25 protein-coding genes and 3 pseudogenes are annotated in these 17,179 nt (G+C 70.9%); 10 read left to right on the top strand and 18 right to left on the bottom strand.

Annotated features, from left to right (window positions below; genetic code table 11):
• Nucleotides 1-61 precede the first annotated feature (61 nt).
• From JO379_RS02865 to JO379_RS02875, 3 genes are all read right to left on the bottom strand, one after another.
• Nucleotides 62-871 carry an SDR family NAD(P)-dependent oxidoreductase gene (locus JO379_RS02865; protein WP_209513631.1) on the bottom strand — a complete coding sequence of 270 codons (810 nt, stop codon included), beginning with the start codon at nt 869-871 and terminating at the stop codon, nt 62-64.
• Between the two features lie 530 nt (nt 872-1,401).
• Nucleotides 1,402-1,869 (bottom strand): winged helix DNA-binding protein, encoded by a 468-nt coding sequence (locus JO379_RS02870; RefSeq protein WP_209513632.1) that lies wholly within the window; start codon nt 1,867-1,869, stop codon nt 1,402-1,404.
• Between the two features lie 166 nt (nt 1,870-2,035).
• Nucleotides 2,036-2,668, bottom strand: a complete 633-nt coding sequence (locus tag JO379_RS02875; RefSeq protein ID WP_209513633.1) for a type III effector protein — start codon at nt 2,666-2,668, stop codon at nt 2,036-2,038.
• Between the two features lie 127 nt (nt 2,669-2,795).
• Between JO379_RS02875 and JO379_RS02880 the strand changes: the two genes are divergently transcribed.
• The 3 genes and pseudogenes from JO379_RS02880 (at nt 2,796) to JO379_RS02885 (ending at nt 4,004) form a co-directional block, all read left to right on the top strand.
• Nucleotides 2,796-3,227 carry an Hsp20/alpha crystallin family protein gene (locus tag JO379_RS02880; RefSeq protein ID WP_209513634.1) on the top strand — a complete coding sequence of 144 codons (432 nt, stop codon included), beginning with the start codon at nt 2,796-2,798 and terminating at the stop codon, nt 3,225-3,227.
• Nucleotides 3,228-3,309: 82 nt separating this feature from the next.
• Nucleotides 3,310-3,485 (top strand): annotated as a pseudogene (locus tag JO379_RS33070) (DUF2267 domain-containing protein); the annotation flags it as partial.
• Nucleotides 3,486-3,560: 75 nt separating this feature from the next.
• Nucleotides 3,561-4,004: a DUF2267 domain-containing protein gene (locus JO379_RS02885; protein ID WP_209513635.1), complete on the top strand. Its 444-nt coding sequence runs from the start codon at nt 3,561-3,563 to the stop codon at nt 4,002-4,004.
• A gap of 197 nt (nt 4,005-4,201) precedes the next feature.
• Here the strand turns inward: JO379_RS02885 and JO379_RS02890 are convergent, their stop codons facing one another.
• Entirely contained in the window at nt 4,202-4,393 is a 192-nt protein-coding gene (locus JO379_RS02890; protein WP_245381352.1) for a hypothetical protein, read from the bottom strand.
• Nucleotides 4,394-4,445: 52 nt separating this feature from the next.
• Nucleotides 4,446-4,670 (bottom strand): annotated as a pseudogene (locus JO379_RS02895) (DUF6624 domain-containing protein); the annotation flags it as partial.
• A gap of 209 nt (nt 4,671-4,879) precedes the next feature.
• Between JO379_RS02895 and JO379_RS02900 the strand changes: the two are divergent.
• From JO379_RS02900 to JO379_RS02915, 5 genes and pseudogenes are all read left to right on the top strand, one after another.
• Entirely contained in the window at nt 4,880-5,122 is a 243-nt protein-coding gene (locus JO379_RS02900) for a hypothetical protein (protein ID WP_209513636.1), read from the top strand.
• Between the two features lies 1 nt (nt 5,123).
• A pseudogene (locus JO379_RS34060) lies at nt 5,124-5,321 on the top strand (Clp protease N-terminal domain-containing protein); the annotation flags it as partial.
• On the top strand, nt 5,313-5,669 hold the full coding sequence (locus JO379_RS02905; protein WP_372449132.1) for a Clp protease N-terminal domain-containing protein: 357 nt from the start codon (nt 5,313-5,315) through the stop codon (nt 5,667-5,669). The pseudogene JO379_RS34060 and the gene JO379_RS02905, both read left to right, overlap by 9 nt.
• Before the next feature lie 230 nt (nt 5,670-5,899).
• Complete coding sequence (locus tag JO379_RS02910; protein ID WP_209513638.1) at nt 5,900-6,103, top strand: hypothetical protein; 204 nt, start codon at nt 5,900-5,902, stop codon at nt 6,101-6,103.
• 35 nt (nt 6,104-6,138) lie between these two features.
• Nucleotides 6,139-6,309, top strand: a complete 171-nt coding sequence (locus tag JO379_RS02915; RefSeq protein ID WP_209513639.1) for a hypothetical protein — start codon at nt 6,139-6,141, stop codon at nt 6,307-6,309.
• 99 nt (nt 6,310-6,408) lie between these two features.
• Here the strand turns inward: JO379_RS02915 and JO379_RS02920 are convergent, their stop codons facing one another.
• Both JO379_RS02920 and JO379_RS02925 read right to left on the bottom strand, forming a co-directional pair.
• A complete protein-coding gene (locus JO379_RS02920) occupies nt 6,409-6,957 on the bottom strand; it encodes a phosphatase PAP2 family protein (RefSeq protein ID WP_209513640.1) in 549 nt (182 codons plus the stop codon).
• Between the two features lie 159 nt (nt 6,958-7,116).
• Nucleotides 7,117-7,806, bottom strand: a complete 690-nt coding sequence (locus JO379_RS02925) for an adenosylcobinamide amidohydrolase (protein WP_209513641.1) — start codon at nt 7,804-7,806, stop codon at nt 7,117-7,119.
• Between the two features lie 265 nt (nt 7,807-8,071).
• Here JO379_RS02925 and JO379_RS02930 point away from each other — a divergent pair, with 265 nt between their 5' ends.
• Nucleotides 8,072-10,147: a SpoIIE family protein phosphatase gene (locus tag JO379_RS02930; protein WP_209513642.1), complete on the top strand. Its 2,076-nt coding sequence runs from the start codon at nt 8,072-8,074 to the stop codon at nt 10,145-10,147.
• A gap of 164 nt (nt 10,148-10,311) precedes the next feature.
• Here JO379_RS02930 and JO379_RS02935 read toward each other — a convergent pair whose 3' ends face one another.
• From JO379_RS02935 to JO379_RS02980, 10 genes are all read right to left on the bottom strand, one after another.
• Nucleotides 10,312-10,635, bottom strand: coding sequence for a gas vesicle protein K (locus tag JO379_RS02935; RefSeq protein ID WP_209518463.1), 324 nt, complete (start codon nt 10,633-10,635; stop codon nt 10,312-10,314).
• A 61-nt stretch (nt 10,636-10,696) separates the two neighbouring features.
• Nucleotides 10,697-10,966, bottom strand: a complete 270-nt coding sequence (locus tag JO379_RS02940) for a gas vesicle protein (protein WP_209513643.1) — start codon at nt 10,964-10,966, stop codon at nt 10,697-10,699.
• Nucleotides 10,963-11,784, bottom strand: coding sequence for a GvpL/GvpF family gas vesicle protein (locus JO379_RS02945; protein WP_209513644.1), 822 nt, complete (start codon nt 11,782-11,784; stop codon nt 10,963-10,965). Before JO379_RS02945 ends, JO379_RS02940 begins: the two co-directional genes overlap by 4 nt.
• Nucleotides 11,785-11,807: 23 nt before the next feature.
• A complete protein-coding gene (locus JO379_RS33075; RefSeq protein ID WP_307841880.1) occupies nt 11,808-12,377 on the bottom strand; it encodes a gas vesicle protein in 570 nt (189 codons plus the stop codon).
• Between the two features lie 43 nt (nt 12,378-12,420).
• The gene (locus JO379_RS02955) at nt 12,421-13,497 is read right to left on the bottom strand and encodes an SRPBCC family protein (protein WP_209513645.1); all 1,077 of its coding nucleotides are present in this window, start codon (nt 13,495-13,497) and stop codon (nt 12,421-12,423) included.
• Complete coding sequence (locus JO379_RS02960) at nt 13,490-14,023, bottom strand: ABC transporter substrate-binding protein (protein WP_209513646.1); 534 nt, start codon at nt 14,021-14,023, stop codon at nt 13,490-13,492. Before JO379_RS02960 ends, JO379_RS02955 begins: the two co-directional genes overlap by 8 nt.
• Nucleotides 14,024-14,076: 53 nt before the next feature.
• Nucleotides 14,077-14,328: a gas vesicle protein GvpG gene (locus tag JO379_RS02965; protein WP_209513647.1), complete on the bottom strand. Its 252-nt coding sequence runs from the start codon at nt 14,326-14,328 to the stop codon at nt 14,077-14,079.
• A 23-nt stretch (nt 14,329-14,351) separates the two neighbouring features.
• Nucleotides 14,352-15,065, bottom strand: coding sequence for a GvpL/GvpF family gas vesicle protein (locus JO379_RS02970; RefSeq protein WP_209513648.1), 714 nt, complete (start codon nt 15,063-15,065; stop codon nt 14,352-14,354).
• 3 nt (nt 15,066-15,068) lie between these two features.
• Entirely contained in the window at nt 15,069-15,533 is a 465-nt protein-coding gene (locus JO379_RS02975; RefSeq protein WP_209513649.1) for a gas vesicle structural protein GvpA, read from the bottom strand.
• A 120-nt stretch (nt 15,534-15,653) separates the two neighbouring features.
• Nucleotides 15,654-15,986 (bottom strand): gas vesicle protein GvpO, encoded by a 333-nt coding sequence (locus JO379_RS02980; protein ID WP_209518465.1) that lies wholly within the window; start codon nt 15,984-15,986, stop codon nt 15,654-15,656.
• 156 nt (nt 15,987-16,142) lie between these two features.
• On the opposite strand from JO379_RS02980, the gene JO379_RS02985 reads away from it, so the two are divergent.
• Complete coding sequence (locus JO379_RS02985) at nt 16,143-16,415, top strand: GlsB/YeaQ/YmgE family stress response membrane protein (protein WP_209513650.1); 273 nt, start codon at nt 16,143-16,145, stop codon at nt 16,413-16,415.
• Between the two features lie 93 nt (nt 16,416-16,508).
• Here the strand turns inward: JO379_RS02985 and JO379_RS02990 are convergent, their stop codons facing one another.
• Complete coding sequence (locus tag JO379_RS02990) at nt 16,509-17,123, bottom strand: AAA family ATPase (protein WP_209513651.1); 615 nt, start codon at nt 17,121-17,123, stop codon at nt 16,509-16,511.
• Nucleotides 17,124-17,179: the final 56 nt, after the last annotated feature.

Consider the following 17,179-nt stretch of genomic DNA (forward strand, 5'->3'; position numbering starts at 1 on the left):
GGAAGGACGTACGACGTAGCGCCCGCCTCGCACGCGCAAGGCTCGCCGTAGGTTGTGGACTTCAGGTGGCCTTGGCGACCAGCCGGTCGGCGAGCTTGCACAGGCGGCGGACCGTGCGGTCCTCCATGGCTACTGGGGCTGCCGGGGAGAGCGCGGTGCGGTCGTAGTAGGCGCCGGGGACGACCTCGGTGGCCGGGTCGCACAGGCGCACCACGCGCTCGGCGCCATCGACGGCGGAGTCGCCCTCGTGCGCGTAGAGCGGGAGCAGAGCGGTGTCGCAGATACCGGGGTGCACGCTGACGGAGGTCCAGGGAGCCTTTTCCCGGGCGGAGACCGTCAGGGCGAGCTGGGACTGGGCGTAGGCGGCGAGCCGGGAGTAGCGCTTGGCGCGGTGGGGGTCGTTCCAGGCGATGGAAGCCGTGCGGTGCATGGCGGAGGAGACGTTGACGACGCGGCTGCCGGGGCGGGCGGACAGTGGGTCGGACAGCTCGTGGGTGAGGAGGTAGGCAGCCAGGAAGTTGACCTGGAGAGAGATTTCATTGCCGTCGGCGGTCATGGTGTGGCGCTCGGGAGCGACGACAGCCGCGTTGTTGACCAGGACGTCCAGGACGGGGTGCCCGTCGGCGACCCGGGCGGCCATGCTCCGCACCTCGTCGAGGCGGGAGAAGTCCGCGACGGCAAGGCACAGGCGCGAGGCGTCGACGCCGGAGGCCACCAGTCGGTCAATGGCGTTCTGACCGGATGCCACGTCCGGCGCGTGCGCGATGACGGTGCAGCCCTGCCCGGCGAGCAATCGGGCGGTCTCCCAGCCGATTCCTGAGGTGGCGCCGGTGACCAGCACGGTCCTGGGGGCGGGCAAGACAGAAGACATGGTGATCCACTCCGGGATATGGGCAAAGACGACAGCACCCCCCTGGAGGGAGGGGGCGTCGTGCGAACGAGAAGGCGTCGCCAAGCGCTCAAGGAACGCCGACGAGCATGTAACTGAAGAGGTGCGACGGCTTCCGCGGACGCGTCTTGCGTCAACGGGCCGCCGGAGCTCCTGAGGTGCGGTGCGCTAAAGCACCACGTTCACCGCACCGGCAGCGAACAGCGCGCAGGACTCGGCAACGCCGTATGAGGCGGCCGGTCGTCATGGCGCAAAGAGCTGTTCACGTCATCCATTCAACGAGCCCGCAGCTCCAGGTTCAACCGACCCTCCGCATTCCTGACGCCGCCCTGATACGGGGTCGGCCACGCGCTTGCCGCGAATCGCACACGGTGCGAACCGTCCACCCCTGGCCCCTCGCTTGCCGCACTCGAAGCGCAAGCCCCGAGTGCCGGCAGGACCTTCATCCCGATTTGGTCACCGTGCGGGACACCACCGGGGGTCAGGGCGCCCCCGCCCGACCTCTCGGTCTGTCAGGCCGCCGTCCCGCCCGCGTTGCGAATCATTTGCTGGAGCACCTTGAGTGTGGTCACGTAGTCCGCGTCGTCGATGCCCTCGTGGAGGGCGGCGCGGATCGCGGGGGCATTGCGTGCGAGGTTGAGGCGGGCCTGTTCGCCCTCCTCGGTGAGCCACAGCCGGTCTTCGGCGTCGCGGGTCAGCCAGCCGCGCTCAAGGAGCACCTCGGCCTCCGCCGCCAGATCGTCCTCGGGACGGATGTAGGAGGCCATGGCCTCCCTGAGCTCGGGGATGGTCATTCCCTCGCCGTCGGGTGAGATGTCGTTCTCCGACAGGTTGCGCAGCAGCCAGAACTGGGGCTGGGTGTAGCCCTTTTCGACCTGCCGGGCCCGGGTATACGCGATCAGCGCCTCGTAGGCGATACCCGTCCAGTATGCGGCGGGCTGTCCGGCGAGTTCGGCGTCGGAGGCCTGTTGGGTCGTCATGAGTTGTGTCCCCCTCCTGGTGCTTCGGTCAGAGCCCGCACCTCGTGCAGGTCATGCTGAGACCGTAGGACCTCAAGTGCGGTTGAGGACAAGTGGGTGATCTTCCGGACGGCGCCGAGCGGACGCCGCCGGGGCTCGGTGGATTGTCCTTGGGGAAATGGGTGGTTCAGGGGGGTGTGAGGGTGTCGAGCCGGGCGGCGAGGTCGGGGTGGGCGGCGGCCAGGTAGGGGCGGGCGGCGGCCAGGGGGGCGATGAGGTCGGCGGGGTCGTCGTGGGCAAGGGCCGCGTGAAGCTTGTCGAGCGGGCGGCGGGCAACGGCGGGCAGGTCGGTGAGGGCGGTGATCTGGCCCGCGATGCGCCGCAGGTCGGCGGCGTTGGCGCGGGCCCAGGCGGCGGTGGTCCGTTCGGCGGCCCGGGCCCGGCGGGTGGCCGTCACGCGCTGCTCGCCGGTGGTCCCGGCAGCGCCGGGGCGGCCGCGTAGATAGCGGCGCTCGGCTGCCTGACGGCTGGCGACGCCGAGGGGATGGGCGAGATCGGCCCAGCTGGCGCCCGCGTCGCGGGCGGTTTCGATCAGGCCGGTCTCCCATCCGGCGAGCTGCTCGCGCACCTGCCGCAGCAGCACCAGGGAGGCCAGTGCCTGCTCCGGCCCGGGACCGGGACCGTCGGGCATGTCCGGAGAGTCCCGCTGGGCGTCGCGCAGGGCGTCGTCTATGGCGTTCAGGGCCGCTGCGGCGGCCAGGAACGACGCCGGGCTGTGGGCGTTCGTACGGGTCTTGGGCGGCTGGTCGGCTGCGGTCACGGACGCCTCCCTCGGTTTGTCATCGCTTCGACGACATCATGGTTGTCATCCATTGGATGACATGTTACAAGAGTGTCAGTGAGCGCATTGGCAGCAACTGCCTGAATCTGCTGGAGGTGCTTTCACCATGTTGATGCGCACTGCCCCCTTCCGTGAGCTGGACCGGCTGACGCAGCAGCTGATGGGCGCGGGCACCTGGTCGAGGCCGTCGGCCATGCCGATGGACGCCTACCGCGAGGGTGCCGAGTACGTGATGGCCTTCGACCTTCCCGGTGTCACCGAGGACGCGATCGACATCGACGTCGAGCGGAACATGCTCACCGTCAAGGCCGAGCGCCGGCCGGTGACGAAGGCCGACGACGTGCAGACGGAGCTGTCCGAGCGGCCGCTGGGCGTCTTCTCCCGCCAGCTCGTGCTCGCAGACAGCCTCGACACCGAGCACATCAAGGCCGACTACGACTCGGGCGTGCTCACCCTGCGCGTCCCGATCGCCGAGCGCGCCAAGCCCCGCAAGATTTCCGTCGGCGTCGGCTCCGGCCGCAGGGAGGTCTCCGGCTGACACCGGCCGGGCCGATACGGAGGACGGGCACCTGATCTCCCCTCACCCGTCCTCCCCCCGTGGGCAGCCCGAAGAAGGAGGGGAGCGGTTCGGCGGGGCGACCGCCGCCTGGATCGAGGGCGCCACCGAGCAGACCGCGGCCTGGGACGTCAGCGCCGTGCTGTCCACCGTCGCCGACGCCACCGGCGATGACCTGTGGGGGCGGCCCTGCTTCAGCTCCCCGTCGGCTACGGCCGTCTCCTCGGCCGCCCCAGCCCACCTGACCATGACCGGTGGCGCCGCGCCACCGGCACCACCCCACCCATCCCGGCTCCACGAAAGGCATGCACTGCAGTGATCTCCCAGGCCCGCGTACCGCTTGAGCACCAGCAGCCGTACGGGACGGCGTACGAACAGATGCTGGAGAAGGTCCGCTACGAGGGCGCCTACCCCACCCGCGAGCGAGCCGACGAAGCCGTCCGCCTGGTCCTCGCGGGGCTCGGACGCCAGCTGACCGGCGACGAACGCGTCGATCTCGCCGCCTGTCTGCCCTTGGAGGCCGCACGCGTACTGACCGCGCAGATCCCCGACACCCGGCCCCTGACCGGCTGGGCCTTCGTCAAGGACCTCGCCGCCCGCACCGGCGCCTCTCTGGCCACCACCCGCTGGGACACCGGATCCGTCTTCTCCGCCGTCGCCGCCCACGCCGGCCCCGACCTCGTCACCCGCATCCTGGGCCAGCTCCCCACCGGCTACGCCCTGCTGTTCGGCCGCGCCGAACTCACCTCCGCCGCGTAGACGGGGACATGCGTGCTCGGGGCGGGCGCGACGACCGCCGCGTCGCTGTCCGCCCCGCACCCCGGGGCGTCCGGGGCAACGCCGTCGGCCAAGTGCTTCGCCTGCCGATCCGGTGGAGATCCACCTGCTATTCCAGGCGACCGAACTCCACCTCCGTCGCGGGCTTGAACTCGATGACCACCCGAGCACCGTTTTCGTCAATGCCCCAAAGCGTTGACCCGGCCGCCGTGCACAGACCCGGTGCTGTACTCGCCCGCCAGAATCCGCACGCCGACCATCGCCTCAAGGTTGGCCTCGGCAAGAACCTGCACATCGAGCTCGGCCTCAGCGAGGCGCGACACAACCTCTGTTACGCCGCTCTTCGCGTGGACCAGCTTCAGCCCCGACACCCAAGGGTTCGGCGCGCGAGTCGGGGGCCGCCGAACCCCGGCTCCGTCACACCGCCACGGCGCCCGGGGCCTGGGCGGCCTCCTCGCCGACCTGTTCCGTCGCAGGCCAGCCGTACTCGCCCATGATCTCGCCGAGGCGGTCACCATGCCGTGCGGTCAATCGCCGCCAGGCCGACTGCTCGGCGGGGTCATCGCTGTTCGCGCGGATTGAGGACTGGTGATCGGCCGTAGCCATGTCCGTGAGTTCCGCCCTCAGTGCGGCAACGTCGTGCGCCACTCTTCAACTCGACATAGGCGCGTTTGTCGAATCTCGTGGCCACAGCCCAGAAGCTCTTTGAGGGTGTTGCCGGCGGGCCGCCCGCCGCGGCGCTTGCGGTCGGCCCGCCGGCCAGGTGCCCGGATCCACTCCCAACGCGGTGCTCCGGACCCCGAGCCTTCTGTCAGGGCTCCTTGACACCCATGCGATGTCAGGGCAGCCTGACACCCATGGGAGCTGAGGACACACCGGCCTCGCTGGCCGGACAGGTCACCGACAAGGACCCCGCGGTGGGACTGCAGGCCGTCGTCGCCTTGCGCCGTCTCCTGGAAGAACTCGAACGGGTCCACGTCGACAACGCCCGCGACCAGGACTGGTCATGGCAGAGCATCGCCACGTCGCTCAACGTCAGCAGGCAGTCGGTGCACGAGAAGCATGCGAGCAGACGCAAAGCCGAAGGCAAGGAGAAATAGCGTGTTTGAATTTTTCACCGACCGCGCGAGGCACGCCGTGGTGCTGTCCCAGGACGAGGCGATCGCCCTCGGCCATGACTTCATCGGTACGGAACACCTGCTGCTCGGCCTGGTCGGCACCGACCGGAGCACGGCCGGGGACGTGTTGCGTGAGCAGGGCGTCGAGCTCACACGGGCCAGGGAGGAGACCGTGCGCATCCTGAAGGCCGCCGGAATCGTCGCCACCGGCGGACAACCCGCGAAGGACGCGCTGTCGTCCATCGGCATCGACGTCGAGGCGATCCAGCGCCAGGCCGATGACAACTTCGGCCCCGGCGCCTTCCAGTACCCGAGGCCCGCCTACACCCCGGATGCCAAGAAGGCACTCGAACAAACCCTGAGCGAGGCGCGTGCACTGGGCCAGGAGAAGTTCGGCACCGAGCACATCCTGCTCGGCATGCTGGCCGCGGGAGAAGGCCGAGGCCTCGATGTGCTGGCGGCCCTGGGCGCGGACCCCGACGGCCTGCGCGAGGCGGTGCTGACGCGGGTGGCCAGGGACGCCTCGTAGCGACGATTGCGGGTATGCGGACGCCGCCCGGCCCGGAGCCGGGCGGCGCCCCACGGGCCACTGGCCGAGCGCGGGAGTCCAGCTGCCCGCGGCACCCCGGCTGCCGTCGCGCCACCCTTCTTCGAGCCGCATAGGCTGGAGGAACGAGCGGTCCCGCGTACGCGGATGTTTCCACGGGGCACGACTGGAAACGCGCGGGACGAGAGATTCCCTCACTCGCGGAGGACGTCATGACCAAGAATCCGCAGCAGAACGCCCTGCGGCGTAGTGGGAAGGGTGCTACCTCCCAGGACTCCGCTGCTTCAAAGGCGGGTCTCGACAAGAAGGTCGGCCCCGGTGGCCCCGCATCACGCGCCCGTGGGACCGACAAGGGCACCAAGGGCGGTGGCCAGGGCGGAGGTACGCCCCCCGAGCAGCACCCCGACCACCCGTGAAACCGCGGGCGGCGCCCGGAAGGAGGCGAGCATCCATGCAGCGCCAGAGCAACAAGCACGGGCCCAAGAAGGACGATCAGCTGAAGAAGGAAGCGGAGCACCAGAGCCGTTCCGGGCGGCCGACCCGGTCCGAGGAATGGCGTGATCCGGAAGCCCTCACGCAGGACGAGGATTCGCCCCGCAGGCAGCGCCCGCGCGAAGAGTGAACCCGGCCGTCGTACGCCTACCGCCTGCGCCGACGCGCAGGCGGACGACGGCCGCGGGTCGGCCGCGGGTCTCGGCTGATGCGGTGCCCCCGACGCCACTCAGAGGGCGGCGCGGAGCAGCAGCCGTGGCGCACGGTGGACCAAAAAGGCAGTGGTCAGTCCTATGACGGCGCCGACGGCGACGTCGCTGGGGTAGTGCGCGCCGCTGTGGACACGCTCGAATGCCACCAGCGTCGTGGGGACGGCGGCAGCCGCTCCCCACCACGGGTGGGACGCGGCCACGGCGGCGGTGAAGCCCACGGCGGCAGCGGTGTGCCCGGAAGGGAAGGACGAGGAATCCGGGCGGTCCTCGACGCCGTCGTGGGGAATCAGCTCCCCGGGCGGCCTGCGTCTCGCGTACAGCTGCTTGCACACCGCATTCGCGATCAACTGCGAGGAGAGCATGCTGACCACCCCCGCCGCCGCTGCCTTGCGCTCCGAACGTCCGCCGACGACCGTCATGACCAGGGCAGTTCCCCACCACAGTTTCGTTCCCTCGGCCGCCGACCCGACTGCCGGCAGCGCTTGGCGCGCCCCTGCGGAGTCCCAGGAGGCCACCCGGTGGGTCAGTCGGCGGTCGAGGCGGCGGAAGTCGTCGAGAAGGCGCATGATCGTCAGCTTCCCGCCATGGGCACATGCCACGCCTGCTGATCAGGCCGCCGGCCCAGGTTGCCCTCGCCGTTCCAGCGTGCGCGGCCCCGCCCCCCACCGCATCCCCGGGTGCCCGGCCCGCAGCCGGGCCCGTACAGACACCTGTCGGCCGGTGGGTCAGCCGCGGTCAGCCGCCGACGTGGCGTTGTGGACGGCTTTGTGGACCGCGCGGGCCAGGCGGGCACCCCACACCGATCGGGGTCCGGCGAAGGCGTGGACCTCTTCTCCGGCGCGCGGAGCAGGCGTGGCGACGCACACGGCGTCGGTGGGTGTGCCGGAGCAGTCGTAGCCGGCATCGAGCAGTGCCTGGACCTTCGCTTCGGTGGCGGTGGCGACCGCGTTGACCAGGGCGGCGTCGGACAGCGCCACGGGGAGGGCGGCAACGATGTTGATCGTTCCGGGCTTCGCCGGAACGATCGTGCCCTCGGCCGCCGAGGCGGCCCACCCGCGTACCTCGATGCCCGCGGTGACCACGGCGCTGACGCCGCCGTCGTGCGCGCGGGCGTGTTGTGAGATGTCGGCGGCCGTCATCAGCCCCACTCCCGGGCCGTGGGCGCCGGCCTCGCCGGCCAGGACGGCGAGGTGCCGGTCCGGGTCGGTGCGCCGGTAGCCGTGGGAGACCTGAGCGTTGAGGACCCAGGTCCGTTCGCCGATGCCTCCGCCGAGAACGGCGCTGCTGATCATCCGCCAGCCGGGGCCCGGTGACCACAACAGGGCGTGCAGCCGCTCACCGTCCTCAGTGCGGGTCAGCAGCCGAGGGACCAGCAGCCCGGCAACGGTGCGGGGAGGCGGGACTACGGCGGTCACCGGAGGACTCCTGGTCGGCGGAGGCGTGGACCCGGTGATCGTACGCGCAGTCGCCCGTCCGGAGCGCGGGCGCTACGGGGAGCGTGGCTTGTGCGCAAGGCACCGGCGCACACCCCGACGTGTCCCCTGGCGGGCCTGTGCCGGGGTGGCCTGCGGGGGCCGCACGGGACCGGCCGTCGGATCGTGCAGCTCGCGGTCGGGGAGCAGCATGGAAGGGAGCCCTCGGCCGGCCCGAGCGGGGGCGCCGAGGAGGGAGCCTTGCAGGATGGGTGCATACGAGCCGCTCGGCGAGGCGGAGCGGGATCGCCGGGCGGGGCCGTCGCCGCCGGGAGGGCTGCTCGACCTGCTCAGTGTGGCTGCTGTCGTCCTGGACACCCGCGGTCGGATCGTGTTCTGGAGCCCGCAGGCGGACGAGGTGTTCGGCTATACCGCCGAGGAGGCCCTCGGACGGTACGCGGCGCACCTGCTGGTCCACGAGGAGCACCGCGACCTGGTGGTGAAGCTGTTCGCCGAGGTGATGGGCTCCGGGGCGAGCTGGGCCGGAGCGTTCCCGATCCGGTACAAGGACGGCAGCACCCGCCGGGTGGAGTTCCGCAACATGCGGCTCCTCGACGACCAGGGGGACGTCTACGCTCTGGGCATCGCTGCCGACCACGCCACCTTGCAGAGCGTCGAGACGGATCTGGCCCTGTCGGAGCAGCTCGTGTCGCAGTCCCCCATCGGGGTGGCACTCCTGGACACCGATCTGCGCTATCTCCTGGTCAACCCGGCCCTGGAGCGCATCAACGGCATTCCCGCCGCCGATCACATCGGGCGCCGGCCTCACGAGATCCTGCCGTTCCTCGACGCGGAGACCATCGAGCTCGCGCTGCGGCAGGTGCTGGTCACCGGCACGCCGCTGATCGACCAGTACGCCGTCGGCCGTACCCCGGCAGACCCCGACCATGATCATGCGTGGTCGGTGTCGGACTACCGGCTGGAAACCCCCAGCGGGCGGGTCATCGGCGTGGCCACCTCGGTCGTCGACGTCACCGAACGCCACCGGGCAACCACCGAAGCAGAACAGGCCCGGCGCCGCCTGGCTCTGCTCGCCGACGCCTCCGCCCGCGTCGGCACCACCCTGGAGGTGGAGCAGACCGCCCACGAACTGGCCCAGGTAGCCGTCCCCGACCTGGCCGATGTCGCAGCGGTCGACGTCCTGGACGCGGTGCTGGCCTTCCGCCGCACCAGCGGCACCCACGAGGGGCCGGAACTGTTCCGCACGCTCGCGGTGGCCGCCGCCTGTCCCACGCCGGCCACCGCCGCGATGAAGGCCGGTGACCTTGCCGCCTACAGCTCGGACCGTCTGATCACCCGGTGTGTCCACACCGCACAGCCCATCGTCATCGCCCACACGGAAGAGAAGGATCTGCAGCGCATCGCGCGTGATGCCGACGGCGCGGCCGCCTTCACCGAGGCCGGTGTGCACTCCTACCTCGCGGTGCCCTTGATCGCCCGCAACGAAGTCCTCGGCACGCTCGACCTGCTGCGCGCCCGCAACCCGCTCCCGTTCGACGAAGACGACGTCCTCCTCGCCGGCGAACTGGCCGCCCGCGCCGCCGTCGCCATCGACAACGCCCGCTGGCACCAGAGCGTCCGCAACACCGCCGAGACCCTCCAGCGCAGCCTCCTGCCCGGCCACCCACCCCACCTCACGGGCCTCGACGTGGCCTCCCTCTATCAGCCCGCCCAGGCATCCCACGAAGTCGGAGGCGACTGGTACGACGTCATCCCCCTCGACGGGGACAAGACCGCCCTGGTGGTCGGCGACGTCATGGGCAACGGCATCGACGCCGCCGCCACCATGGGGCGACTACGCACCGCCACCTGCGCCTTCGCCGACCTCGACCTGACCCCCGACGCGGTTCTCCAGCACCTGGACAGAATCACCCGCGGCCTCGAGCACTACATCGCCACCTGCGTCTACGCCGTCTACGACCCCGGCGATCACCGCTGCCGCATCGCCAACGCCGGCCACCTCCCGCCCGTCCTCGCCCCGGCCGGCCACCACCCCCGTCTGCTGAATCTGCCCACCGGCGCACCCCTGGGCGTCGGGGGTATCCCCTTCCACACCACCGCCTTCGATCTCCACCCCGGCGACCGGCTCATCCTCTACACCGACGGCCTCGTCGAAACCCGCCACCACCCCATCGACGAGCGCCTGGGCACCCTGCTGCACACCCTCGACGAACCGCGCCGGCCCCTGGAAGAGACGTGCCGGTGGCTCCTGCACTCCCTGCGGCACCCCGAGGACCACGACGACGTCGCGATCCTCATCGCACAAGCCACGCCCGCACACTGACGCGGGCTGCTCGCGAGCTCGCCGTCGAGCAGGACCGCAGCTCGGCGCTCGGCGATATCAGCGACGCCGCACCAAACCAGTAGCCGGCCCACTGCCGCCCGGAGAGGCAGCGCGGGTCGGTCGCCGACGAGCTGGGCGAGGAGGGCCACCCCGCGACTCGTCCGTCACAGGAGTGTGCCGAGAGGGCCGAGATCGAGGTTCAGGTCCTCCATCGTCAGCCCGTACCGCTCGCACAGCTCCTGCATGCGATCGTGGAGGATCATCAGGGTGAGGCCGAGCCGCTCCTCCTGCTCCTCCGTGAGGTCGCCTGCGTCGACGCGGTGGAGCGCCTGCCGCTCCATGAGCTGACGCAGGAGCTCGACGATGGTCAGCACCAGACGCACGAGGTCTCGCTCGACGGTGTCGGGGTCGGTGTGCAGGCGTTCGGCGGCGGTGCGGCGGGACGTGTCCAGCGGAGGCGGGAGTTCTTCGGGGTGGGCCGGGACCATCGACAGGAGGCGGCTCGCCTCTCGGGAGAGCTCCTGCACGCGGTCCGGCGTGCGCTGGTCGTCACGGCCGGACACGGTCCTCACCGCCTTCCACGTCCTCGGTGCCCGGTGCCAGTGGCTCCAGTGAGCCCAGCTCCCATGACCTCTCCGCCTCTTCACGGATGGCCACCACCACGGCCCGCAGCGATACGCGCACCAGGTCGATATCGGCGATCGACAGGACGAGATCGCCGGTGAGGACGACTCCGCCGCTCAGCAGACGGTCGAGGAGGTCGATCAAGGCCACCTGCCGCTCCGCCAGGGGACGGTCGTCGTCCGCGTACGGGGTCATCCTGGCGCCGCTCCCTCCTGGAGACCGGGCTCCTGCACGCCGGGCTCCGCGAAGGAGTACGGGGCCCAGGGCCCGGTGATGTCCACGCGGACACCGGGGGCGTCCTCGGCGGCCCGGCGCACGCGACGCCGGAACTCCTCGGCGAGCTCGTGGGGGACGAGGTAGGCGTCGTTGGCGACGTTCTCGCCGCCCGTGTCTGCCAGGCGGCCCTGCTGCGGCCGGTGCCGGGCGCGCTGGGCTGCCAGGCCTCGGACCTCCGCGTCGATGCGGCGGAGCACCTCCTCCGCCGTGTGCCAGGCGTCCCTTCGTGCCTGGTGCTGGTGACGTCGCTGCCGCAGGTAGGCGCGACCGGGATCGGGCTCCTCCAGGGGCGGCGCGGTGTCGGCCGGAGGAACGGCTGCCGAGGCGGGCCGCTCCACGTAGACCTTCACGCCCCACTCCGCGTGGCCGGTCAGCCGGGCGAGCAGACCGGCGAACGTCGCCCGGCCCGCCTCCAGCATCTGTGCGACGCGCGTGTCGTCGAGGTAGACCGTGGCGAGTCGCAGCGGAAGGACGGTGGTGCGGGCGGCGAGGGACTCGACGACCGAGTGGTGTGCCCGCGCTGTGGGTTCCAGCCAGTCCAGGTCCTCGAGGTGCGCCTTGAGCGCCGCCTGCGAGAAGTCGGCCTCCGGTACGGGGCTCACGGCCGCCGCCACCTCACCGGAGCGGACCAGGCGGACGGGACGGTCCGCCACGCCGCGGACGCCGCCCAGCGCGGTGCGCTCCAGGGAAGGGGAGAAGGGCACCACGGCGTACGTGTAGCTGAAGTGGCCTGCCATCGCTCCTCCCTCCGGGCCCGGCCTCAGCCGCGGTCCTCGTCGTCCGGGGCCCGCCGCCTCCGGTCGGCCGGTGCGCTGCCGCGGGCGCGCTCCCCTGCCCGGGGACGTTCGCTGTCACGGGCCTGCTCCGACGGGCGGGACCGCTCGGTCGCACGGGGCCGCTCCGCCGGGCGGGACCTCTCCGCATCGGCGTGACGGGTGCGGTGGGCGCTGACCGGCCGGGCCTCACCCGCGGGCAGGCCCGGCGGCGACTCGTCGGCGCGTTGCCGCAACATCCTGACCTCGGCCCGCAACCGTTCGTTCTGTTTCTCCAGCTCGCGCTGCTCGTGTGCGCGCGAGGACAGGGCCGGGTCGTGCTCCCACCAGTCGATACCGATCTCCTTGGCCTTGTCCACGGAGGCCACCAGCAGGCGGAGCTTGATGGTGAGGAGCTCGATGTCGAGCAGATTGATCTTGATGTCGCCGACGATGACGATGCCCTTGTCGAGCACGCGCTCAAGGATGTCGGCGAGGTTCGCGCTGCTGCCGCCTTCCTGCCCGTACGCGTAGGGCGAGCGGGCCGAGCTGAGGGGAGAGGGCACGGGTTCGGTCACGGCGTGGGCCTCCTCGGATCATTTCCGGGCCGGCTCCCGGGACTCACTTCCGGGAGCGGCGGGGGTGCGGCTCCTCGTCCTCCGGTTCCTCCTCACGCAGGGATTCTTCGCCCGCCCGCGGCTCCTCGTCCGCGTACACCTCGTCGTACTCGCTTTCGTACTCGCCTTCGTAGGGTTCGTCGGACTCCTCGGCGCGGCGCGGGCTCTCGTCGACGCGGTCCTCGGCCTCGTAGTCGTCGGTTTCCTGCTCGTACGCGTCCTCATCCGGCTCACGGACCACCTCGCCGTCCCGGACCTCCCCGCGCCAGCCGCCGGTGGCCTCCCCGCGAACGGTCAGGAACGCGCGGTAGAGCTTCAGGTCGAGCCGGGTGCGACGGCCCTGGGCCCGCAGCAGTGCGCCGGTCTTCTCGACCAGTCCCTGCGGGAAGTACTCCATGACCAGGAGCACCTTGGTGAGGTTCTCGGTGAGGGGATGGAAGGTGACCACACCCTTGGTGGTGCCCTTGGCACCCTCGGACGTCCACGCGATGCGTTCGTCCGGCACCATTTCGGTGACCGTGCCCTGCCAGTGCCGACTCGCCTTGGCGATCTTCACGTGCCACTGCGAGGTGGTCTCGTCCTCGCGCTCCACGTTCACGACGCCCTTGGCGAACCTGCCGAAGTCCTGGAACTGGGTCCACTGGTCGTACGCCTCACGCACCGGTACGCCGACCTCCACGTCCTCGACGACCGTCAGGCTCCGGCCACCGGACGGTGCGCCCCGCCTCTTCTCCTCGCGGCGCTTGCCGGAGGCTTCCTTGACCTTTTCCACCAGCGAGTCCTTGGCGTGCGAGGCGACTGCCGAGAGCACGGCCGCGCTGGGGGAGGCTCCCGCCTTCAGATGCTGTCCGCCCTTTCCGATGGCGCCGGCCAGCGCATGCGGGCCCAGGTGCGCCTCGCCGAGCCGCGTGGCCGTGTCCTCCAGCCGGTGCACCATGTCTTCGAGTATGTGTTCAAGCCGCGCCTGGACGTAGGCCTCGGCCTCCTCCACCAGCCGGTTCGCGCCCGGATTGCCCTGCACACGATCCCGCAGCCCGCCCGCCGCCCCGGTGGCGCGCTCCGCTGCCTTGCGCTCAGCCATCACCCGACCTCCTGTGCGCGTCGTCGGAGGAGCGGTCACGGGCCTTGCCGTGTGTCTCCTCCTCATGCGTCTCCCGTGTGCTGCCGGACGCTCCGCCCGACCCCGACGTCCGGTGTGCGGAGGCCGTCGTCCCGCCACGGGACGCCGACGAGGCCCGGTGCCCGGAGCCGTGTGCGGCCGCCGGAGCCTTCTTCGAGGCCGCTCCCCCGGCGCTGTGCCCGCCCTTGGCCGGCTTCGCCTTCTCCTGCAGGCCGGTGGTCCGGTCGTGCAGGGAGTCGGCCAGATGCTCGGCCTTGGCCGTGATCACGGACGTCGCCGCCGCCTTGCCCGCCGAGACCAGCTCCTTGCGCACCTGCTCGTTGATGCCGCTGACGAAGGGGGACCGGGCGAGTGTCCTGCCGAGCTGACCGGGCTTCACCTGTGAACCGGCCAACAACGCGCCGAGTCCGAGCGCGAGCTTCGCCTTCTTGGTACGCCCCAGCATGTAGCCGCCGAGAACGGCCGCGCCCATCTTGGCGTTGTCCATCGTTTCCGCCTCCTCATTCCGGACGGTAAAGGAGCCGCGGCGAGCGGCGCCCGTCAGCCGCCGGACGGGAACCGTTGCTGCCGTGCTGTCATCAAGCGCGCCAGCAGCGCGTCCTCTTGCTGCGCGAACTCCTCCTCCCCGATCCGCCCTTCTTCCCGTGCCCGCTCCAGGGAGGCCAGTTCCTCCTGGAGAACGGCAGGGTCGTTGAGCTCCTGCTCCGCCGCGAGGCGGACCTTGTCCACCACCCATGCGACGCCCCTGACCGGAGCGAGCGGCAGTGTCAGAAGCCCCGCAACCAGTCCCACGGCCCGCTCCTTCCACGGTCTGTTCAGGCGAAGCTGTACGGTGGCAACGGTCCGCGCACGCGCAGCTCGGCCACATCGGCGTACTGCTGGGTGAGTTCGGCGCAGGTCCCGGAGAACGCCTCCTCGCCGCTGTCCTCGACGAGGAACGAGGCGTTCAGGAAGTACTGCCCGGAAGGCGGCGAGAGCTGCTCGGCACGCGTGAGCGGGCGCAGCGCCTCGACGATCCCGGCCGCCAGGGCCTCCTGCCGCTTCTGCACCTCTTGCGCCACGAGCTGCCCGAGCGCCAGCCGGTCCTCGTACGCGCCGCCACCGTCACGCGTCGCCTCGTTGAGCCTGCGGGCCTCCTCGGACCCGGTCAGCACGTCGCGCAACAGCGCCTCCTCGTTCCCGACGGCCTTGACGTTGAACTCCACCCGTCCGGTCACTTCCTCGAGGGCGCGGGCGAACTGCTCGGCCCGCTCCTGCAGGACCGCACGCACGGCGTCCTCGTCCGCGGCGACGAAACCGAAGCTCAGCGGCAGGGTGCTGCCGTCCGCCCACAGACGCTCCTGCACGGCGTGATGGGCCTCCAGGTCCCGACGCCCCATCGCCAGGTCCTCGGGCGCCTGACTCACCACGGCCCGCAGCGAATCGTCACTGATCGCGTACAGCTCGGCGGGCGGATCGCCCACGCCTTCCAGGTCGTCGAGGCGCAGGGGGTGGGTAGCCGTGGTGATGGCGTAGACGTAGACCGGCATCGCTCATTCCTCCCTCGACCGCGACGGGCGCCGGGTCCTGCGCTCGGGCTCCGCACGACGGTGTTCGCGCCCGGCGGGCTCCTCCTCGCGTTCCGCGGCCTCGTCGTCGCCCTTGTGCAGTGAGTCCGTGATGGCCTCGACCGCTCCCGTCAGCGCGCCCTTGCTCTTGGACCTCGCGCCCCCCTCGACGGCTCCCTGCACCATGTCGGGGAGCTGGGCGGGCGCCTTGCGGCCCGCCTCCAGGTCGAGCCGGTTGCAGGCTTCGGCGAAGCGGAGGTAGGTGTCGACGCTGGCCACGACGATGCGGGCGTCCACCTTGAGCAGTTCGAGTCCCACGAGGGAGACACGAGCGAAGGCGTCGATCACCAGTCCGCGGTCGAGGACCAGCTCCAGCACGTCGTAGAGGTTTCCGGACCGCTCACCACCGCCACCGGTGGGCAGCGCACCGCCCTGCGGAGTCACAGTCACGATCTCTTCCCTTCGCGATTGCCGCGTCCGGACGTCGTTCGCGTGAGACGGCGTCGCGCCGGTGGCGAGGCCGCTGGGGGACGAAGTCGTGTCGCGCCGACGAGGGGCCGGGGGGCACGGCTAGCGATCGCGGTCGGCCCCACCCGTCTGGGCGCGTGTGTAACGGTTCCCGCGCTCGTAGGCCAGCAGCTGGCCGGCCGGGTCCAGCAGGACCTGATAGCTGGCCATCACGCTCGTCGTCTCGGGAATCCGCTCCACTTCCACGACCTCGACGCGGGCCTCCCAGCCCTCATCGGTGGGTTTCAGCGCGGAGACCGACTCGGGCCGGCGCCCGAGCAGCTCCGTGAGCTGCTCGGCCGCGCTGCGCAGCGCCTCCGTGGCGGACACGCGGTTCGCCGGAGCCTCGTGCTCGCGAGGAGATTTCGCCGCCCTTGGCTCACGCTCGTTCGTGATCTTCACCTTCTCATGCTTTCAGTCGCAATTATCCCCCAAGCATCCTTGACAGGGAAGGTGCATATGGGGCGCATGCGGTATTAGAATGAGCAACCGGATGGCGGTTCTTCCTGTGCCTTTCCCGGTCCTTCCCGCCCATCCGTGGAAGTGAGTGCCATGGAAATCTCGGGCATTCTCAGCGCGCTGGTGATCGGCTTCATCATCGGCCTGCTCGGTCGGCTGGTGCTCCCGGGACGGCAACACGTTCCCGTGTGGCTGATGATCCTTGTCGGCATTGCCGCCGCGCTGGCCGGTACGGCCATCGCACGCGCACTGCACGTCTCGGTCACGGGTGGCCTCGACTGGATCGAGTGGCTGATCCAGATCGCCCTTGCGGCGATCGGAGTGGCGGCCGTGGACAGAGCGAAAGCACGTGGTCATCGTCATTGACCAGGGCCGGAAGGAAGTCCGCGAGCCTGTACCCGGGGTTGTCCAGCATTGTGACGCCCCGTCCGGGCGGTCGGCCGGTCGTCTTCCCGCCCGTCAGGGGCGCGAGGCCGACCGGTCGAGGGCCCGCTCGATGCGTACGGCCACATCGTGCCAGGGGCGGGACGACACGACGGGCAGCCCGTGGAGCGCGGCCTGATCGGCGAGCCAGTGTGAGTACCGGGCGCTGACCCGCGCCCGATGGGTCTGGAGACCGCTGTTCGGCTCGCGGACGGCGTAGTTGACGGCGATCTGCTCCGGATCCCCCTCGTGCAGGAAGACCGCCCGTATGTCACGGCCGGTCACGGTGCCGTCCTGTACGGCGCGGGCTGCGGCGGCCGGGCTGAGGTAGTCGCCTTCGATGACCGCCGGAATGTCGACGGTCAGCCGGTTGTCGACGACGCCCAGGAGGGCGGACTGCAGGGCGTCGGCGGTGGTGATCTGGAGCTCCACCACACGGTCGACGTCGAGCACGGAGGTGTCAGGGATCCGGTCGAAGCAGTGCAGGGCAGGGTGCTGTTCGGCCGTGGTGAGGCGCTGGACCGCGCTGACCACATCGTCGAACTCGACCACGAACGCGCCGCTCGACCGGGCCAGCTCGGCAGCGGCCCGGCTCTTGCCCACGCCCGAGGCACCGCCGAGGAGAAGGACGTTCCACGATGAGTCGATCATGCTCAGACGGTAACCGCTGACAGGGCGACAGGCTGCAGCGCGCTCTGCCGTCCGGC

The organism is Streptomyces syringium (assembly GCF_017876625.1).
Classification (GTDB): domain Bacteria; phylum Actinomycetota; class Actinomycetes; order Streptomycetales; family Streptomycetaceae; genus Streptomyces; species Streptomyces syringius.

Coding starts and splice junctions, on each gene's coding strand:
- JO379_RS02865 (WP_209513631.1), bottom strand. CDS start 871: ATGTCTTCTGTCTTGCCCGCCCCCAGGACCGTGCTGGTCACCGGCGCC.
- JO379_RS02870 (WP_209513632.1), bottom strand. CDS start 1,869: ATGACGACCCAACAGGCCTCCGACGCCGAACTCGCCGGACAGCCCGCC.
- JO379_RS02880 (WP_209513634.1), top strand. CDS start 2,796: ATGTTGATGCGCACTGCCCCCTTCCGTGAGCTGGACCGGCTGACGCAG.
- JO379_RS02900 (WP_209513636.1), top strand. CDS start 4,880: ATGGGAGCTGAGGACACACCGGCCTCGCTGGCCGGACAGGTCACCGAC.
- JO379_RS02910 (WP_209513638.1), top strand. CDS start 5,900: ATGACCAAGAATCCGCAGCAGAACGCCCTGCGGCGTAGTGGGAAGGGT.
- JO379_RS02915 (WP_209513639.1), top strand. CDS start 6,139: ATGCAGCGCCAGAGCAACAAGCACGGGCCCAAGAAGGACGATCAGCTG.
- JO379_RS02920 (WP_209513640.1), bottom strand. CDS start 6,957: ATGCGCCTTCTCGACGACTTCCGCCGCCTCGACCGCCGACTGACCCAC.
- JO379_RS02930 (WP_209513642.1), top strand. CDS start 8,072: ATGGGTGCATACGAGCCGCTCGGCGAGGCGGAGCGGGATCGCCGGGCG.
- JO379_RS02935 (WP_209518463.1), bottom strand. CDS start 10,635: ATGGTCCCGGCCCACCCCGAAGAACTCCCGCCTCCGCTGGACACGTCC.
- JO379_RS02940 (WP_209513643.1), bottom strand. CDS start 10,966: ATGACCCCGTACGCGGACGACGACCGTCCCCTGGCGGAGCGGCAGGTG.
- JO379_RS02945 (WP_209513644.1), bottom strand. CDS start 11,784: ATGGCAGGCCACTTCAGCTACACGTACGCCGTGGTGCCCTTCTCCCCT.
- JO379_RS02955 (WP_209513645.1), bottom strand. CDS start 13,497: ATGGCTGAGCGCAAGGCAGCGGAGCGCGCCACCGGGGCGGCGGGCGGG.
- JO379_RS02960 (WP_209513646.1), bottom strand. CDS start 14,023: ATGGACAACGCCAAGATGGGCGCGGCCGTTCTCGGCGGCTACATGCTG.
- JO379_RS02970 (WP_209513648.1), bottom strand. CDS start 15,065: ATGCCGGTCTACGTCTACGCCATCACCACGGCTACCCACCCCCTGCGC.
- JO379_RS02985 (WP_209513650.1), top strand. CDS start 16,143: ATGGAAATCTCGGGCATTCTCAGCGCGCTGGTGATCGGCTTCATCATC.
- JO379_RS02990 (WP_209513651.1), bottom strand. CDS start 17,123: ATGATCGACTCATCGTGGAACGTCCTTCTCCTCGGCGGTGCCTCGGGC.